Below are 15,612 nucleotides of genomic sequence, written 5' to 3'. Positions count from 1 at the left end.
TGATACCTGCGTGGTGTGTTGTAGAGCCGAGCCCACGCTCGGCTTGCCGACCATTCGGGCAGAAGCAGCCGAGCGTGGGCTCGGCTCTACGGTTGTTTCAAGGCTCGTAGCTGTAGCCCATGCCATACACCGAGCGGATCGGCTCGCCTTCCATGCCGGCGTCGGCCAGCTTGCGGCGCAGGTTGCGCACATGGCTGTCGACGGTGCGGTCGACCACCACGCGATGGTCCAGATAGAGGCGGTCGAGCAGTTCGTCGCGTGCCCAGATCCGCCCTGGCGTGGCCAGCAGCGTGCGCAGCAGGCGGTACTCCACCGGAGTCAGGTCCAGGCCCTTGCCGTTCCAGGTGGCGCGTGCGGCCGGCTCGTCGATGTGCAGGCCGCCGTTGGCGCGCGCACCGGGGTCCGGGCGGTAGCGGCGCAGCACCGCCATTACCCGCGCGACCACTTCGCGCGGACTGAATGGCTTGCAGATGTAGTCGTCGGCGCCGATCTCCAGGCCCAGCAGGCGGTCGATCTCTTCCACCCGTGCGGTGACCATGATGACCGGCACATCGCTGCTGGCGCGCAGTTCACGGCACAGGTCCACGCCATCGCGCTGGGGCAGCATCAGGTCCAGCAGCACCAGGTCGGGCTGGTAGCGCGCGAAGGCGTCGATCACCTGGCCACCGTCGTCCACCCACTCGCTGGCCATGCCGGCGGCGGCCAGGTAGTCGCGCAGCACCGAGGCCAAGCGTGGCTCGTCCTCGACGATCAGGATCTTCGCGGACGTAGCGGGCGACGTGCTCATGCAGGCTCCGGCAGGGTGATGACCACGCGCAGCCCGCCCAGTGGCGAGGGCTCGGCGTGGATGTGGCCGTGGTGGGCGAGGATGATGTTGTGGCTGATGGCCAGTCCCAGACCACTGCCGCCGCTGGCGCGGTTGCGCGAACTTTCCACCCGGTAGAAGCGTTCGAACAGCAGCCCGCATTTGTCGGCCGGCACGCCCGGCGCGGTGTCTTCCACGATCAGCTGCACGCCGGCGGGCACGCGCGCGGCCTGCACGTGCACGCGGCCCCCGCCGTGGGTATAGCGCAGCGCGTTTTCCAGCAGGTTGGCCAGTACCTGTTGCAGGCGTCGTTCGTCACCGGACACCTGCAACGGTGTGGCTGGCAGGTCTTCTTCCAGCGCCAGGCCTGCATTGGAGAAGCGCACGCGCATGCCGTTGAGCTCGCTGCGCAGCAGCGCCACCAGGTCCAGCGGCGCGAAGCGGTAGGCCAGGCCACCGGACTGGGTCATCGACAGGTCGTGCAGGTCGTCGATCAGCTTGCCCAACTGGCGGATCTCGCCCTGCAGGCCCACCAGGTTGGCGCGGTCCAGCGGACGGATGCCGTCTTCGATCGCCTCCAGCTCGGCGCGCACCACCGCCAGGGGCGTGCGCAGCTCGTGCGAGATGTCGGCGATGAAGGCGCGGCGGTTGCGCTCGGTATCGTCCAGCGCCTGCGCCATCCGGTTGAAGTCATTGACCAGTGCGTCCAGCTCATCGTCGCTGGTGCGCTCGATGCGGGTGGCGTAGTCACCGGCGGCCAAGCGGTGGGTGGCCGCGGCCAGCTTGGCCAGGCGCTGGCGCAGCGCCCGCGATACCAGCCAGGCCAGCAGCACCGTCACCAGCAGCAGCGCGATGCCGATCACCCACCACGCGCGCACTTGGGTGTTGTAGAAGTTCAGGTCGTTGGTGGCGATGACGGTCTGGAACGGCACCATGCCCAGCCAGCCGACGGTCTGCCCGTCCACCTGCACCGCATGCGGTTCGTCGTCGCTGGTGGCGTCGGGATTGCCGGCCACCCACCGGTGCCGTGCATCGAACAGGCCCAGGCGCGATGGTACGCCGGTCTGGTCGGACAGCGGCGGCACCGGTCCTTCATGGCCGTGGGCCAGCTCCGGGCGCAGCAGCCGCGCCCAGCGGTCGCTGTCACCGTGCAGATGTTCCCAACCGCCATGTTCGCGGTACTCGCGTTGCAGGTGCGGCATCAGCCGCTGCATGCGCAGGTCGCCCTGGTCGTTGAGGTAGTCCAGGAAGCCGGTCTGGAAGGCGACGCGGCTGGCAATACCATTCACTGCCAGCACCAGCAGGCAGGCGGTGAAGATCGCGAGGAAGGTCTTCGCGGTCAGGCCGAATTTGAGTCGAATCTTCGCCATCGCGGGGGCCATTAGCGGCGCATGCGGCGCCGAAAGCAAGCGCCAGCTGAGCCGGTCGCACAATCTCCATATTCTCTGCACAGTTCCACGGCAGCGTGCACGGGTCAACGCAAGGCCCCCACGCCCCCCCATGTCCCTCCTGCGCCCGCTGTCCCGTACCCCCCGTCCGCTGTTGTTGCCCCTGCTGCTGGCCCTGGCGGCCTGTTCGGCGGGCAGGACTGAAGCCCCGGCCATGCCCGAAGTGGGCATCATCAACGCCAGCGCGCAGCCGCTGGCGCTGCAGCAGACCCTGCCGGGTCGCGCGGTGCCGTTCGAGATCTCCGAGGTGCGGCCGCAGATCGGCGGCCTGATCCGCCAGCGGTTGTTCACCGAAGGCCAGCAGGTCAAGGCCGGCCAGCTGCTGTACCAGGTCGACCCGGCGCCGTACCAGGCGGCTTTCGATACCGCCCGTGGCCAGCTGGCGCAGGCTGAGGCCACCGTGCTGTCGGCGCAGCCGAAGGCCGAGCGCACCCGCGCGCTGGTGAGCATGGATGCAGCCAGCAAGCAGGACGCCGACGATGCCACCTCGGCATTGAAGCAGGCGCAGGCCAACGTGATTGCCGCACGCGCGGCATTGCAGGCCGCTCGCATCAACCTCGACTACACCCGCGTGACCGCTCCCATCGACGGTCGCATCGGCACCTCCAGCGTCACCGCTGGCGCGCTGGTCGCGGCCGGGCAGGACGCCGCGCTGACCACCATCCAGCGGTTGGACCCGGTCTACCTGGATGTCACCCAGTCCAGCACGCAGATGCTGGCGCTGCGCAAACAGCTCGATGCCGGCCTGGTGAAGGCCATCGATGGCAAGGCGCAGGTGAAGGTGCTGCTGGAAGACGGCAGCACTTACGCGCATGAAGGCACCCTGGAGTTCGTCGGCAGTGCGGTGGATCCGGGCACCGGCAACGTGGTGCTGCGCGCGGTCATCCCGAATCCGGACGGACTGCTGCTGCCGGGCATGTACCTGAAGGCAGTGCTGCCGATGGCCACCGACGCGCGCGCGCTGCTGGTGCCGCAGAAGGCGGTGCTGCGCAACGAACGCGGCGAGCCGCTGCTGCGCCTGCTCGACGCCAGGGATCATGTGATCGAGCGCCGGGTCAGCACCGGCCAGGTGGTCGGCAACCAGTGGCAGATCACCGACGGCCTCAAGGCCGGCGAACGGGTGATCGTCAGCAACGGTAGTGCGGTTTCGCTCGGCCAGCAGGTGAAGGCGGTGCAGGCCACGACGGCGCAGCTGGCGACGATGCCGGCGATCGACCCGAACGGCAACACCGACGAAAAGTCGCACTGAGGCCTGCCGCACATGGTTCGTTTCTTCATCGACCGGCCGATCTTCGCCTGGGTGATCGCCATCGCGGTCAGCCTGCTCGGCCTGCTTGCGATCCTGATCCTGCCGGTGGACCGCTATCCGCAGATCGCGCCACCGACCATCACCATCCGCGCCACCTACACCGGTGCGTCGTCGCAGACCGTGGAAAACGCGGTCACCCAGGTCATCGAGCAGTCGCAGCAGAGCCTTGATCACCTGATGTACATGACCTCGACCAGTGCCTCCGACGGCTCGGCGCAGGTCAACCTGGTGTTCGCCACCGGCACCAACCCGGATACCGCGCAGGTGCAGGTGCAGAACCAGCTGCAGGCGGCCATGGCCACGCTGCCGCAGGCGGTGCAGCAGAACGGCCTGACCATCACCAAGTCCAGTGGTTCGATCTTCGAGGTGCTGTCGTTCACCAGCGAAGACGGCAGCATGGACAACTTCGATGTCGCCAACTTCATGGAAGCGCGCATCGACGACCAGATCAGCCGCGTCAGCGGTGTCGGCAACATCCAGCCGATCGGCCAGGAGTACGCCATGCGTATCTGGCTGGACCCGGAGAAGATGCGCCAGTACGCGTTGATGCCCTCGGACATCGAGAGCGCGCTGCAGGCGCAGAACACCGATGTCTCGGCCGGTGAACTCGGCGGCCAGCCGGCGCTGAAGGGCCAGCAGCTCGACGCCACGGTGACCGCGCGCAGCCGCCTGCACACCCCCGAGCAGTTCGCGCAGGTGGTGCTCAAGGCCGATGCCAACGGCAGCGTGGTGCATCTGGGCGACGTGGCGACGATCGGCCTGGGCCCTGAGAGCTACGACAGCATCAGTACTTTCAACGGCAAGCCGTCGGCGTCACTGGGCATCGAACTCAATGCCGGTGCCAACGCCATCGCCGTGTCCAAGGCCATCGATGCACGGCTTCAGCAGCTGCAGAAGTACTGGCCGCATGGCTACACCGCCCACGTGGCGTTCACCACCACGCCGTTCGTGACCATCTCGCTGAAGGAAGTGGTGATCACCCTGATCGAGGCGATCATCCTGGTGGTGCTGGTGATGTACCTGTTCCTGCAGAACTGGCGCGCCACCCTGATCCCGACCATTGCGGTGCCGGTGGTGCTGCTCGGCACGTTCGGCGTGCTGGCCGCATTCGGGTATTCGATCAACACCTTGACCATGTTCGCGCTGGTGCTGGCCATCGGCCTGCTGGTGGACGATGCCATCGTGGTGGTGGAGAACGTAGAGCGGGTAATGACCTTCGAAGGGCTGGCGCCGAAGCCGGCCACGCTGAAGGCGATGGGCCAGATCACCGGCGCGCTGGTCGGCATCGTGCTGGTGCTGACCGCAGTGTTCCTGCCGATGGCGTTCTTCAGCGGCGTCACCGGCGTGATCTACCGCCAGTTCTCGGTGACGATCGCCGCTGCCATGATCCTGTCGGTGCTGGTGGCGATGACCATCACTCCCGCACTGTGCGGCAGCATCCTGCACCCGATTCCCAAGGGCGGCAATCCGCACGGCGACCACGGCGGCGAACCGGGCCTGCTGGGCAAGTTCTTCATCTGGTTCAACCACCGCTTCGAGCGCACCTCCAACGGCCTGCGCCATCGCGTGGATGGTTTCCTTGGCCGGCGCACGCTGGGCGTGCTGTTCTACCTGGTGCTGAGCGTGGCCACCGGCCTGCTGCTGTGGCACCTGCCGGGTGCATTCCTGCCTGATGAGGATCAGGGCATGCTCAACGCACTGGTCAAGCTACCGGCCGGCGCCACGCTGGAGCAGACCCGCGCGGTGATGGATCGCCTCAGTGCGGTGGCGGTGAAGGACGACGGCGTGCTGTCGATCCAGGCCACCGCCGGTTTCAGCGTGACCGGCAGCGGCCAGAATGTCGGCCAGGCCTTCATCCGCCTGAAGGACTGGGATGACCGCAAGGACGACGCCGATACCATCGCCGCGCGGTTGACCAAAGCCATGGCCAGCGTGCCCGATGCGCAGGTGTTCATCACCTCGCCACCGGCCATCCTCGGTCTCGGCGATGCGGGCGGTTTCACCCTGGAGTTGCAGGACGAAGGCGGTGCCGGCCATGCGGCCGCTGTGGCTGCGCGCAACACATTGCTGAAGGAGGCCGCAAGGGATCCAAAGCTGGTCAACGTGCGCTATGCCAGCCTGGAGGACGCGCCGGTATACGCAGTGAAGGTGGATGACGCCAAGGCGCAGGCGATGGGCGTGAATCCGCAGGACATCAACGACACCTTGAATGCCGCGCTGGGCGGCGACTTCGTCAACAACTTCATCTACAAGGGCCGCATCAAGAAGGTCTTCATCCAGGGCACCGCCGAAGCGCGCATGCAGCCGCAGGACATCGAGCGCTGGAGCGTGCGCAACCAGGCCGGTCAGATGGTGCCGCTCTCATCGCTGGTCAGCGCGCATTGGTCCAGCGCACCGGCCGCGCTGCAGCGCTACAACGGCATCTCGGCGATGGAGATCACCGGCCAGCCGGCGCCCGGCGTCAGCTCCGGCGAGGCGATGGCCGAGATCGCGCGCCTGGCCGACACGCTGCCGGAAGGCTTCAGCCACGCCTGGTCGGACATGGCCTACCAGGAACAGCTGTCGGGCAACCAGGCACCGATGCTGTACGCCATCTCGCTGCTGTTCGTGTTCCTGTGCCTGGCCGCGCTGTATGAAAGCTGGGCGGTGCCGTTCGCGGTGATGCTGGCCGTGCCGGTGGGCGTGTTCGGCGCCGTGCTGATGATGAACCTGCGCGGCCTCAACAATGACGTGTACTTCCAGGTCGGCCTGTTGACCACGATTGGCCTGGCGGCGAAGAACGGCATCCTGATCGTCGAGTTCGCGCGCATCCTGGAACAGCAGGGCAAGCCCACCCGCGAGGCGATCCTGCAGGCGGTCTACCTGCGGCTGCGGCCGATCGTGATGACGTCGCTGGCGTTCCTGATGGGCGTGCTGCCGCTGGTGTTCGCCACCGGCGCCGGTTCTGCCGCGCGCCGTTCGCTGGGTACCGGCGTAGCCGGCGGCACGATTGCCTCGATGGTGCTGGGCATGTTCTTCGTGCCGTTGTTCTACCTGCTGGTGCGCCGGATGTTCCCGGGCCGCGCGCCGGCCGAAGCCGCTGCCCCGGAGGCACGCCCATGAAGCCGATGCTGCTGCGCGCCCTGGCGGCCGCAACGATGACGACCGTGCTGGGCGGCTGCGTGAGCATGGCGCCGCATTACCAGCGCCCCGAGGCGCCGGTGCCGGCACAGTTCGGCAATGCCGCCACTGGCGAGGCCGATTCCGCGCTGGCGATGCCGGCCTGGCGCGACGTGTTCCTGGAACCACGCCTGCAGCAGGTCATCGCGCTGGCGCTGCAGAACAACCGCGACCTGCGCGTGGCGGTGCTGCAGGTGGAAAAGGAACGCGCGCAGTACCGCATCCAGCGCGCAGCACTGCTGCCGTCGGTGGATGCCAGCGGCAGTGTCACCCGGTCGCGGGTGAGCGATGCCAACAGCGAGACCGGCGTCACCCAGGTGACCGGATCCGATGCCGTGCAGGTCGGCATCAGCAGCTGGGAGCTGGACCTGTTCGGGCGCATCCGCAGCCTGAAGAACGAGGCCCTGCAGAACTGGCTGGCCAGCGCCGAGAACCAGCGTGCGGCGCGCACCAGCCTGATCGCCGAAGTGGCGACGGCGTGGCTGGCGCTGGCGGCCGATGGGCAGTCGTTGGCATTCACGCAACAGACCCTGGACAGCCAGCAGCAGACCCTGCAGCGCATCGAAGCGCGTCATGCGCAGGGGCTGGCCTCGGGGCTGGACCTGTCGCAGGTGCAGACCAGCGTGGAGGCCGCGCGCGGCGCGCTTGCCAAGCTGCAGACCCAGCAGGCGCAGGATCGCGATGCGTTGCAGTTGCTGGTGGGGGAGCCACTGGATCCAGCCCTGCTGCCGACCACGCAGGCGCTGGATGGCAGCGTGGCACTGGCGCCGTTGGCGGCCAACCTGCCGTCCAGCGTGCTGCTGCAGCGCCCGGATGTACTGTCCGCTGAGCATGCGTTGCAGGCCGCCAATGCCGATATCGGTGCCGCGCGCGCTGCATTCTTCCCGACGCTGACATTGACCGCCAACTACGGCCATAGCTCCGCCGCGTTGTCGACGCTGTTCTCGGCCGGCACCCGCGGCTGGTCGTTTGCGCCGAGCATCACCGCGCCGATCTTCCACGCCGGCGCACTGAAGGCGTCGCTGGATGCCTCGAAGATCGGCAGGGACATCGGCATCGCGCAGTATGAGAAAGCGATCCAGCAGGCCTTCAGTGAAGTGGCCGATGCGCTGGCCACGCGCGATCACCTGACCGTGCAGATGGACGCGCAACGCGCGCTGGTCGCTACCAGCCAGCGCAGCTACATGCTGGCCGACGCGCGTTACCGCACCGGGCTGGACGGCTACCTGCAGTCGCTGGATGCGCAGCGCAGCCTGTATGCCGCGCAGCAGGACCTGATCGCACTCCAGCAGCAGGAAGCGGGCAACCGGGTGACGTTGTTCAAGGTCTTGGGCGGCGGCGCCGACGCACAGTAGCGCGTGCGTTCCGGTGGGTGCCGACCTTGGTCGGCACAGATGCCATGCGGCATCGCGATCGGATGATTCGTGCCGACCAAGGTCGGTACCCACCAGAGCAGAGTCATGTCCCGACCAAGGTCGGTACCCACCAGAGCAGAGTCATGTCCCGACCAAGGTCGGTACCCACCAGAAGCGGACGGTCCTGCGTTACGCCACGCGCCCGCGGCGCGCGCGCTCCAGATGCACCAGCAGCAGCGAGATCGCCGCCGGGGTCATGCCGGGAATCCGCTGCGCCTGGCCGATGGTCTGCGGTCGCACGCGCTCCAGTTTCTGCAGCGCCTCGGCCGACAGCCCGCGAACGGTCGCATAGTCGAACGCCTCGGCGATCGGCGTGGCCTCATGCCGCTGCTGGCGCTCGATTTCCTCGCGCTGGCGGTCCAGGTAGCCGGCGTACTTCACGCCGATCTCCACCTGTTCTGCCACCTTGCCGTCGGCTACCGCCGGGCCCAGCGACGGCACCTGCATCAGCTGCGCGTAGTCCAGCTCCGGGCGCTTGATCAGGTCCAGCACGTTGGTTTCGCGGCTGACCGCCACGCCCAGCGTGTCCTGCAGTTCACGGCCCAGTGCATTGGCCGGGGTCGCCCACAGCGCGCCCAGCCGCGCACGCTCGGCGGCGACGGCGGCCTGCTTGGTCTCGAACGCGCTCCAGCGGCGGTCATCCACCAGGCCCATCTCGCGGCCGGCCGGGGTCAGGCGCTGGTCGGCATTGTCCTCGCGCAGCTGCAGGCGGTATTCGGCGCGGCTGGTGAACATGCGGTACGGCTCGTTGGTGCCGTGGGTGATCAGGTCATCGACCAGCACGCCCAGGTATGCCTCGTCGCGACGGGGGCACCAACCGTCCAGCCCACGCACCTGGCGTGCGGCGTTCAGGCCGGCCAGCAGGCCCTGCGCGGCGGCCTCTTCATAGCCGGTGGTGCCGTTGATCTGGCCGGCGAAGAACAGGCCGTTGACCAGCTTGGTCTCCAGCGAAGCCTTCAGCCCACGCGGATCGAAGAAGTCGTACTCGATCGCATAGCCGGGGCGGGTGATGTGCGCGTTTTCGAAGCCGCGGATGCTGCGCACCATCTCCAGCTGCACGTCGAATGGCAGCGAGGTGGAAATGCCGTTGGGGTAGATCTCGACGATGCCCAGGCCTTCGGGTTCGACGAAGATCTGGTGGCTGGCCTTCTCGGCGAAGCGCACCACCTTGTCTTCGATGGACGGGCAGTAGCGCGGGCCGATGCCTTCGATCTGGCCGCTGTACAGCGGCGAGCGGTGCAGGGCATCGCGGATGATCTGGTGGGTCTGCTCGGTAGTGTGGGTGATCCAGCAGCTGACCTGCTGCGGATGCTCGTCCACCGAGCCGAGGAAAGACATCACCGGCCGCGGCGAATCGCCCGGCTGCTCGTCCATCACGCTGTAGTCCAGGGAGCGGCCATCGATGCGCGGCGGCGTGCCGGTCTTCAGGCGGTCGACCTGGAACGGACGCTCGCGCAGGCGCGCGGCCAGCGTGGTGGCCGGCGGGTCGCCCATGCGGCCGGCGGCGTACTGGGTCGGGCCGACGTGGATCTTGCCGGCCAGGAAGGTGCCGGCGGTCAGCACCACCGCCTCGGCGTCGAAGCGCAACCCGGTCTGGGTGATGACCCCGCGCACGGCGTCGCCTTCGATCACCAGGTCATCGACCGCGGCCTGGAACACGGTCAGGTTGTCCTGGCCTTCGACGATGGCGCGGATCGCCATGCGGTACAGGTTGCGGTCGGCCTGGCAGCGGGTGGCGCGCACGGCCGGGCCCTTGGACGCATTGAGGGTGCGCCACTGGATGCCGGCGCGGTCGGCGGCATGCGCCATCGCACCACCCAGGGCGTCGATTTCCTTGACCAGATGGCCCTTGCCGATGCCGCCGATGGCCGGGTTGCAGCTCATCGCGCCCACGGTTTCGATGTTGTGGGTCAGCAGCAGGGTGCGCACGCCGGTGCGGGCCGCGGCCAGCGCGGCTTCGGTGCCAGCGTGGCCACCGCCGATGACGATGACGTCGTAACGATGGAAGGACGGGTTCATGGGAGGCTGTTCAGCTGGGGGCGGGCGCGGCCCCGGGGGGGGCGCCGGGGTGGCGATTTTAGCGCCATTCGGGGCCGGGTCGTCGGGGCCGGCCGACCGGTGTCGAAATCAGCCCTAAAGTTGGCAGGATTTTTGCAGATAACCCAATAGCACCCATCGTGGCTGGCGCCGTGGGCGCCCGTGACCGGAATTGGAACAGGGGCCGGTACAGGCGCACGGTGGGGGAGCAGAGGGCCGGCAGTCGGGGGACTGTCCGGCCCTGTTTTTTTTGGAGCTGTCGGGACGGCGCCATCCACGCATGGCGTGGATCTACTGACGCTGGGGCCCTTGCCGGTCGGCGACCCAACAAAACAAACGGCCCCGCATTGCGGGGCCGTCTGCCTTCAGAGGTGCCGACATCCGACAGGGCCGGAACAGGGGGGATCCAGATGTTCCTGTCGGATATCGACGCAGAGCCTTTTGCGGCGGCCCGTGTCGTTTTTGTCACTTTGTGACGCGGGCCGTCACTGTCCGCGTAGAGTGCGGCTTAGACCGTGTGAAATGCAAGACGGTTCAGCGCTCAACTGTGCGCTGCGTCGCACGATCCATGTTGCGCCAAGGGGAACCGTTCATCCTCGGTGCGCTCGGTGCCGGGGCCGGACGGGCCTGCGGCGGCGGCGCCGACGGTTGCATGTTCGACTGCGGCGGGCGACGCATCGAATCCATGTTCCGCCACGGCGAGCCGCCGTTGTACGACGGCCGTGACGGCGGCGGGGGACGGTTCTCGCCGCCGTTGCCGGGCGGGCGCGGCGGCGGGCGGTGGTTGTGCGGCGGACGGTAGATCGGGCGCGAGTAGTACGGGTTGCCGTAGCCGCCGTAATAGCCGCCATAGCCACCGTAGTACGGGTAGCCGTAGTTGTAGGGATAGCCGGCGGGGTAGCGGTACTCCACCGACGGCGCACCGTGGTAGTAGCCGCCACCGCGGCTACCACCTACATAGTCGTAGGTGGTGCAGCCGGTCAGGGCCAGCAGCAGGCCACCGGCAAGCAACAGGCGCATTTTCATGGTGGGTCCCCCCAGAGGACGGGTTGTGCCGCCAGCTTCGGGCGCAGGCGTTGAATCGGCCCTTAATTCCGCTGGCCAGAATGAATGGAGGTGAAGGCCCTCATGCTGGCATGGCCTGTGCCGGGGTCGCCAGCGCGCGGCCATACGTTAATCTTGCGTCATGAGCGATTCACTGTTGCCCCGCGCCGACGACGTCCTGCTTGCTGCTGCGAGGATCGCCCCGCATGCCAGCGTGACCCCGGTGCTGCGCTCGCGCACGCTCGATGCGATGACCGGCGCGCAGCTGGCGTTCAAGGCCGAGCACCTGCAGCGCGGTGGCGCATTCAAGTTCCGCGGTGCCTGCAATGCGGTGTGGTCGCTCGATGCCGATCGCGCCAGTGCCGGTGTGGTGACCCATTCCTCCGGCAACCACGGCGCCGCGCTGGCCCTGGCCGCGCGCACCCGTGGCATTCCCTGCCATGTGGTGGTGCCGGAAGGGGCGGTGGCGGCCAAGCTGGCCAACATCGCCCGCCACGGCGCCACGCTCTGGCGCTGCCCGCCGACCATCGCCGACCGTGAGGCCACCTGCGCCAGGGTGCAGGCCGATACCGGCGCGACCCTGGTCCATCCGTATGCGGACCCGGCGGTGATGGCCGGGCAGGGCACGGCGGCCCTGGAACTGCTGCACAGCGACGGCCCGTTCGATGTGCTGGTAGTGCCGGTGGGTGGTGGTGGCCTGGCCAGCGGTACTGCGCTGGCGCTGCAGCACGCCAGCCCGCAGACCCGCCTGGTGCTGGCCGAGCCAGCCGGAGCCGACGATACCGCGCGCTCGCTGGCCGCTGGCGAGCGGCAGGGCGCGTTCACCCCGGACACGATCTGCGATGGACTGCGTACCCTGATCGGCGCGCCCAATTTCGAACTGCTGCGCGCCGCCGGTGCCGAGGTGATCGTGGTCGATGACACCGCGACGCTGGCAGCGATGCGCCTGCTGTGGGACATCCTCAAGCAGGTGGTCGAGCCGTCCTCGGCCACCGTGCTGGCGGCGGTGCTGGCGCAGCCGCAGCGCTTCGCCGGCCTGCGCGTCGGCCTGGTGCTGTCCGGTGGCAATGTCGATCTGCCCGCCCTGCGCTGGGGGGCGGCGTGAGCCGCGGGCGGCACCGCGAACGCACCGGCCTGCTGGGCTGGTTGTGGCGGCTGTTCGTGCTGCTGGTGATCTGGCTGCTGGGCGTGACCGCCTGGATCGTCTGGGTGGGTGAACGCGACCAGGCCGCCAAGGCCGACGCCATCATCGTGCTGGGTGCCGCCGCCTACGACGCCAAGCCGTCACCGGTGTTCGAAGAGCGCATCCGCCATGGCCTGGATCTGTACGACGCCCGGTACGCGCCGCTGTTGATCTTCACCGGCGGCTATGGCGGCACCGGTGCGCGCTTCTCCGAATCGCAGGTGGCGCGGCGCTATGCGCTGAAGCATGGCGTGCCGGATGAGGCGATCCTGATCGAGACCGCCTCGCGCAATACCGTACAGAACCTGGTGGAAGCCAAGCGCTTGATGGACCAGCGCGACCTGCACCGGGTGATCATCGTCAGCGACCCGCTGCACATGGCGCGCGCGCTGCGCCTGAGCAAGGCACTGGGCATCGATGCGCTGGCCTCGTCGACGCCCAGCACGCGCTTCCGCAGCTTCCACACCAGCTGGCGCTTCCTGGTGCAGGAAATCTATTTCTTCCACCGTGACCTGGTGCGCCCGCCGCTGAGTTCGCCGGCCAACACCTGAGGCGGAAGCCTGCATTGGGTGCGTGCCGACCTTGGTCGGCACAATCTGTCAGATCGCGATGCCGCCGGCATTGTGCCGACCAAGGTCGGCACCTACCAGAGCGGGTTCCGTGCATGAGTCGGTAGCCGCCGACCGTGGTCGGCGCATCACCCGTGATCGATCGATCAGGTCTGCTTGCGCCGGATCGGAATCGCCGATACCGGCACCGAGGCCACGTCATGCCCGCCTTCGCGGATCGGCGCGCCCGGGTCCGGGGCCCAGGCGTGGGCGTAGATCACTTCCCAGCTGCTGGGCAGCTTGCCGTCGGCACGGCGCATCGGCTCGTACGCCGCCGCCGCCGCCGCGAAACGTCCGCGCCCGGTCAGGGTATGGCGGCGGTCTACCCGCGCATTGGTCGCACCCATCGCGCGCAGCTCGCGCATCAGCGAGGGCAGGTCGTCGTAGGTCAGGGTGAACAGATCGCGGTCCAGCACCGGGTCGCGGAAGCCGGCCATCATCAGTGCGTCGCCGAACTGCGCGATCTGCGCGAAGCGGCTCACGTGCGGGCGGTCGTCGGCGGCGGCGAACGCCTCATTGAGTTCGATCAGCGTTTCCGGGCCGAAGGTCGAGCACAGCAGCAGGCCACCTGGCTTGAGCACGCGGCGGAAACCGGCGAACACTGCCGGCAGGTCGTCCACCCACTGCAGGCACAGGTTGCTGAAGATCACGTCCACGCTGTTGTCGGCCAGCGGCAGCGCAGCGGCATCGCCACACAGGCGCTGGAACGGCTTCCACCAGCCGGCCTGGCGCTTGGCCTGGTCCAGCATCGGCAGCGCCACGTCCAGCGCGATCACCTGCGCCTTCGGCCAGCGCTTCTTCATCAGCGCAGTGGCGTGGCCGGTGCCTGCGCCGATGTCCAGCACCACCTCGGGCTTGCGCGCCTCCAGGTAGTCCAGCGACTCGATCAGCCGCGACTGCACCTCGCGCTGCAGGGCGGCGGCAGCGTCGTAGCTGGTGGCGGCACGCGCGAACGCGCGACGGACATGGCGGGCATCGAAGTGGGACGGCATTGCAGAAGTCTCTTAGAACGTACCGGGGTAGGTGCCGCCGTCGATCAGCAGGTTCTGCCCGGTGAGGTAACCGGCCTGTGCACTGCACAGGAAGGCGCAGGCGGCGCCGAACTCGTCCGGCGTGCCAAAGCGGCCGGCGGGAATCTGCTGGCGGCGGCGTTCGGCCACTTCGCCTGCATTGCCGTCCTTGCCCGCACTGTGGGCGAAGTTGGCACGCAGGCGGTCGGTGTCGAACTGGCCGGGCAGCAGATTGTTGATCGTGACGTTGTAGGCCACGGTGCGGCGCGACAGGCCAGCGACGAAACCGGTCAGGCCGCTGCGCGCGCCGTTGGACAGCGCCAGGATGTCGATCGGGGCTTTCACCGCGGACGAGGTGATGTTGACGATGCGGCCGAAGCCGCGTTCCATCATCGCATCCACGGTGGCGCGGATCAGCGCGATCGGCGCCAGCATGTTGGCGTCCAGTGCGGCGATCCAGTCGTCGCGCTCGAAGCTGCGGAAGTCGCCGGGCGGTGGGCCGCCTGCGTTGTTGACCAGGATATCCACCTGCGGGCAGGCGGCCAGCGCGGCAGTACGGCCGGCCTCGGTGGTGACGTCGGCGGCGACGGCGCGCACCTCACCGGCACCTGGCAGTGCACGCAATTCGTCGGCAGCGACCTGCAGTGCAGCCTCGCCACGGGCCACGATCACCACGTTGACGCCCTCGCGCACCAGCGCGCGTGCGCAGCCCAGGCCGAGCCCCTTGCTGGCGCCGCAGACCAGTGCCCAGCGGCCATTGATACCCAGATCCATGCGTCAGTCCTGCGGAATTCGGAGGGGTCTCATTGTCCGCCATCGGCCGGTGACAGGCCGGCAACGAAGTGTTGCAGGGCGGCGGCCACCTCATCGGCATGGCCGAGGAAAGGCGCATGTCCACCGTGGGCAATGGTCAGCGCCTGCGCGCCCGGGGCCAGCGCCGCAGCGGCCTGCATCGCCGCTGGAGACACCAGGCGGTCACGCTGGCCGGCGATCCACAGGCTGGGCTTGCCCAGCGTGGGCAGCGCGCCCCGCAGATCGGTGCCTTCGAGCAGGCGCAGGCCTTCCAGCAGGGCGCGTTCAGTGGGGGCGCCGCGCTCGACCAGGCGCTGGCGCAGCGTGCGCAGCTCCTCGCGGGCGTGCGCCGAGCCCATCACGTCCAGTGCCAGGAAGCGCTCCAGCGTGCCGCCGAAATCGTTGGCCAGCTCTCGCCCGAACTGCTCGAACACTGCCGGCTCCACTGCGTGCGGCCAGTCCTCGCCACGCACGAAGCGCGGCGTGGCGGCGATCATCGCCAGCCCGCGCACCTTCGGCAGCGTGGCCGCCGCGTGCAGTGCGAACAGGCCGCCCAGCGACCAGCCGCACCACACCGCCGGCGGCGTGGCCGCGGCAATGGCACTGACCACGAACGGCAGGCGCAGCGGGGTGGCGTCTTCGCGGCTGTGGCCATGACCGGGCAGGTCGACCCGATGCAGGGTGAACTGGTCCGCAAGTCGCTGCACCAGCGGTGCGAACACGCCGCCCTGCAGGCCCCAACCGTGGATCAACACCAGGTCCGGCCCACGGCCGGTGACTTCAATATGCATGGGCAACGACA

Annotated in this window: 12 protein-coding genes; 5 read left to right on the top strand and 7 right to left on the bottom strand. The window is 68.4% G+C overall.

The features are described from left to right. Positions 1-97: 97 nt before the first annotated feature. Complete coding sequence (locus QP512_RS19265; RefSeq protein WP_019337017.1) at positions 98-787, bottom strand: response regulator; 690 nt, start codon at positions 785-787, stop codon at positions 98-100. Further along, the gene (gene baeS, locus QP512_RS19260) at positions 784-2,187 is read right to left on the bottom strand and encodes a sensor histidine kinase efflux regulator BaeS (protein WP_286070285.1); all 1,404 of its coding nucleotides are present in this window, start codon (positions 2,185-2,187) and stop codon (positions 784-786) included. The genes QP512_RS19265 and baeS overlap by 4 nt, the downstream gene beginning before the upstream one ends. Positions 2,188-2,305: 118 nt before the next feature. Between baeS and smeA the strand changes: the two genes are divergently transcribed. Genes smeA through smeC form a run of 3 tightly spaced genes read left to right on the top strand, consistent with a single transcriptional unit; the run spans position 2,306 to position 8,076 of the window. Continuing rightward, positions 2,306-3,502, top strand: coding sequence for a multidrug efflux RND transporter periplasmic adaptor subunit SmeA (gene smeA, locus QP512_RS19255; RefSeq protein ID WP_286070284.1), 1,197 nt, complete (start codon positions 2,306-2,308; stop codon positions 3,500-3,502). 12 nt (positions 3,503-3,514) lie between these two features. Then, positions 3,515-6,664 carry a multidrug efflux RND transporter permease subunit SmeB gene (smeB, locus tag QP512_RS19250; protein WP_286070283.1) on the top strand — a complete coding sequence of 1,050 codons (3,150 nt, stop codon included), beginning with the start codon at positions 3,515-3,517 and terminating at the stop codon, positions 6,662-6,664. After that, entirely contained in the window at positions 6,661-8,076 is a 1,416-nt protein-coding gene (gene smeC / locus QP512_RS19245) for a multidrug efflux transporter outer membrane subunit SmeC (RefSeq protein WP_286070282.1), read from the top strand. Before smeB ends, smeC begins: the two co-directional genes overlap by 4 nt. 189 nt (positions 8,077-8,265) lie before the next feature. Here smeC and mnmG read toward each other — a convergent pair whose 3' ends face one another. Together mnmG and QP512_RS19235 are read right to left on the bottom strand one after the other, a co-directional pair. Continuing rightward, positions 8,266-10,155 (bottom strand): tRNA uridine-5-carboxymethylaminomethyl(34) synthesis enzyme MnmG, encoded by a 1,890-nt coding sequence (mnmG, locus tag QP512_RS19240; RefSeq protein WP_286070281.1) that lies wholly within the window; start codon positions 10,153-10,155, stop codon positions 8,266-8,268. Positions 10,156-10,707: 552 nt separating this feature from the next. Then, a complete protein-coding gene (locus QP512_RS19235) occupies positions 10,708-11,199 on the bottom strand; it encodes a hypothetical protein (protein WP_286070280.1) in 492 nt (163 codons plus the stop codon). A gap of 160 nt (positions 11,200-11,359) precedes the next feature. On the opposite strand from QP512_RS19235, the gene QP512_RS19230 reads away from it, so the two are divergent. Both QP512_RS19230 and QP512_RS19225 read left to right on the top strand, forming a co-directional pair. Next, the gene (locus tag QP512_RS19230) at positions 11,360-12,322 is read left to right on the top strand and encodes a pyridoxal-phosphate dependent enzyme (RefSeq protein WP_286070279.1); all 963 of its coding nucleotides are present in this window, start codon (positions 11,360-11,362) and stop codon (positions 12,320-12,322) included. Then, positions 12,307-12,951, top strand: coding sequence for a YdcF family protein (locus QP512_RS19225; RefSeq protein WP_286072071.1), 645 nt, complete (start codon positions 12,307-12,309; stop codon positions 12,949-12,951). Before QP512_RS19230 ends, QP512_RS19225 begins: the two co-directional genes overlap by 16 nt. 164 nt (positions 12,952-13,115) lie before the next feature. Here QP512_RS19225 and bioC read toward each other — a convergent pair whose 3' ends face one another. The 3 genes from bioC to bioH are packed head-to-tail and all read right to left on the bottom strand — an operon-like array spanning position 13,116 to position 15,601. Then, the gene (gene bioC / locus QP512_RS19220; protein WP_286070278.1) at positions 13,116-14,000 is read right to left on the bottom strand and encodes a malonyl-ACP O-methyltransferase BioC; all 885 of its coding nucleotides are present in this window, start codon (positions 13,998-14,000) and stop codon (positions 13,116-13,118) included. 12 nt (positions 14,001-14,012) lie between these two features. Next, complete coding sequence (locus tag QP512_RS19215) at positions 14,013-14,792, bottom strand: SDR family oxidoreductase (protein ID WP_286070277.1); 780 nt, start codon at positions 14,790-14,792, stop codon at positions 14,013-14,015. A 29-nt stretch (positions 14,793-14,821) separates the two neighbouring features. Next, positions 14,822-15,601, bottom strand: coding sequence for a pimeloyl-ACP methyl ester esterase BioH (gene bioH, locus QP512_RS19210; protein ID WP_286070276.1), 780 nt, complete (start codon positions 15,599-15,601; stop codon positions 14,822-14,824). Positions 15,602-15,612: the final 11 nt, after the last annotated feature.

It is taken from the genome of Stenotrophomonas sp. 57, from assembly GCF_030291075.1.
Lineage (GTDB): Bacteria > Pseudomonadota > Gammaproteobacteria > Xanthomonadales > Xanthomonadaceae > Stenotrophomonas.
This window is presented reverse-complemented; position numbering and strand designations above follow the sequence as displayed.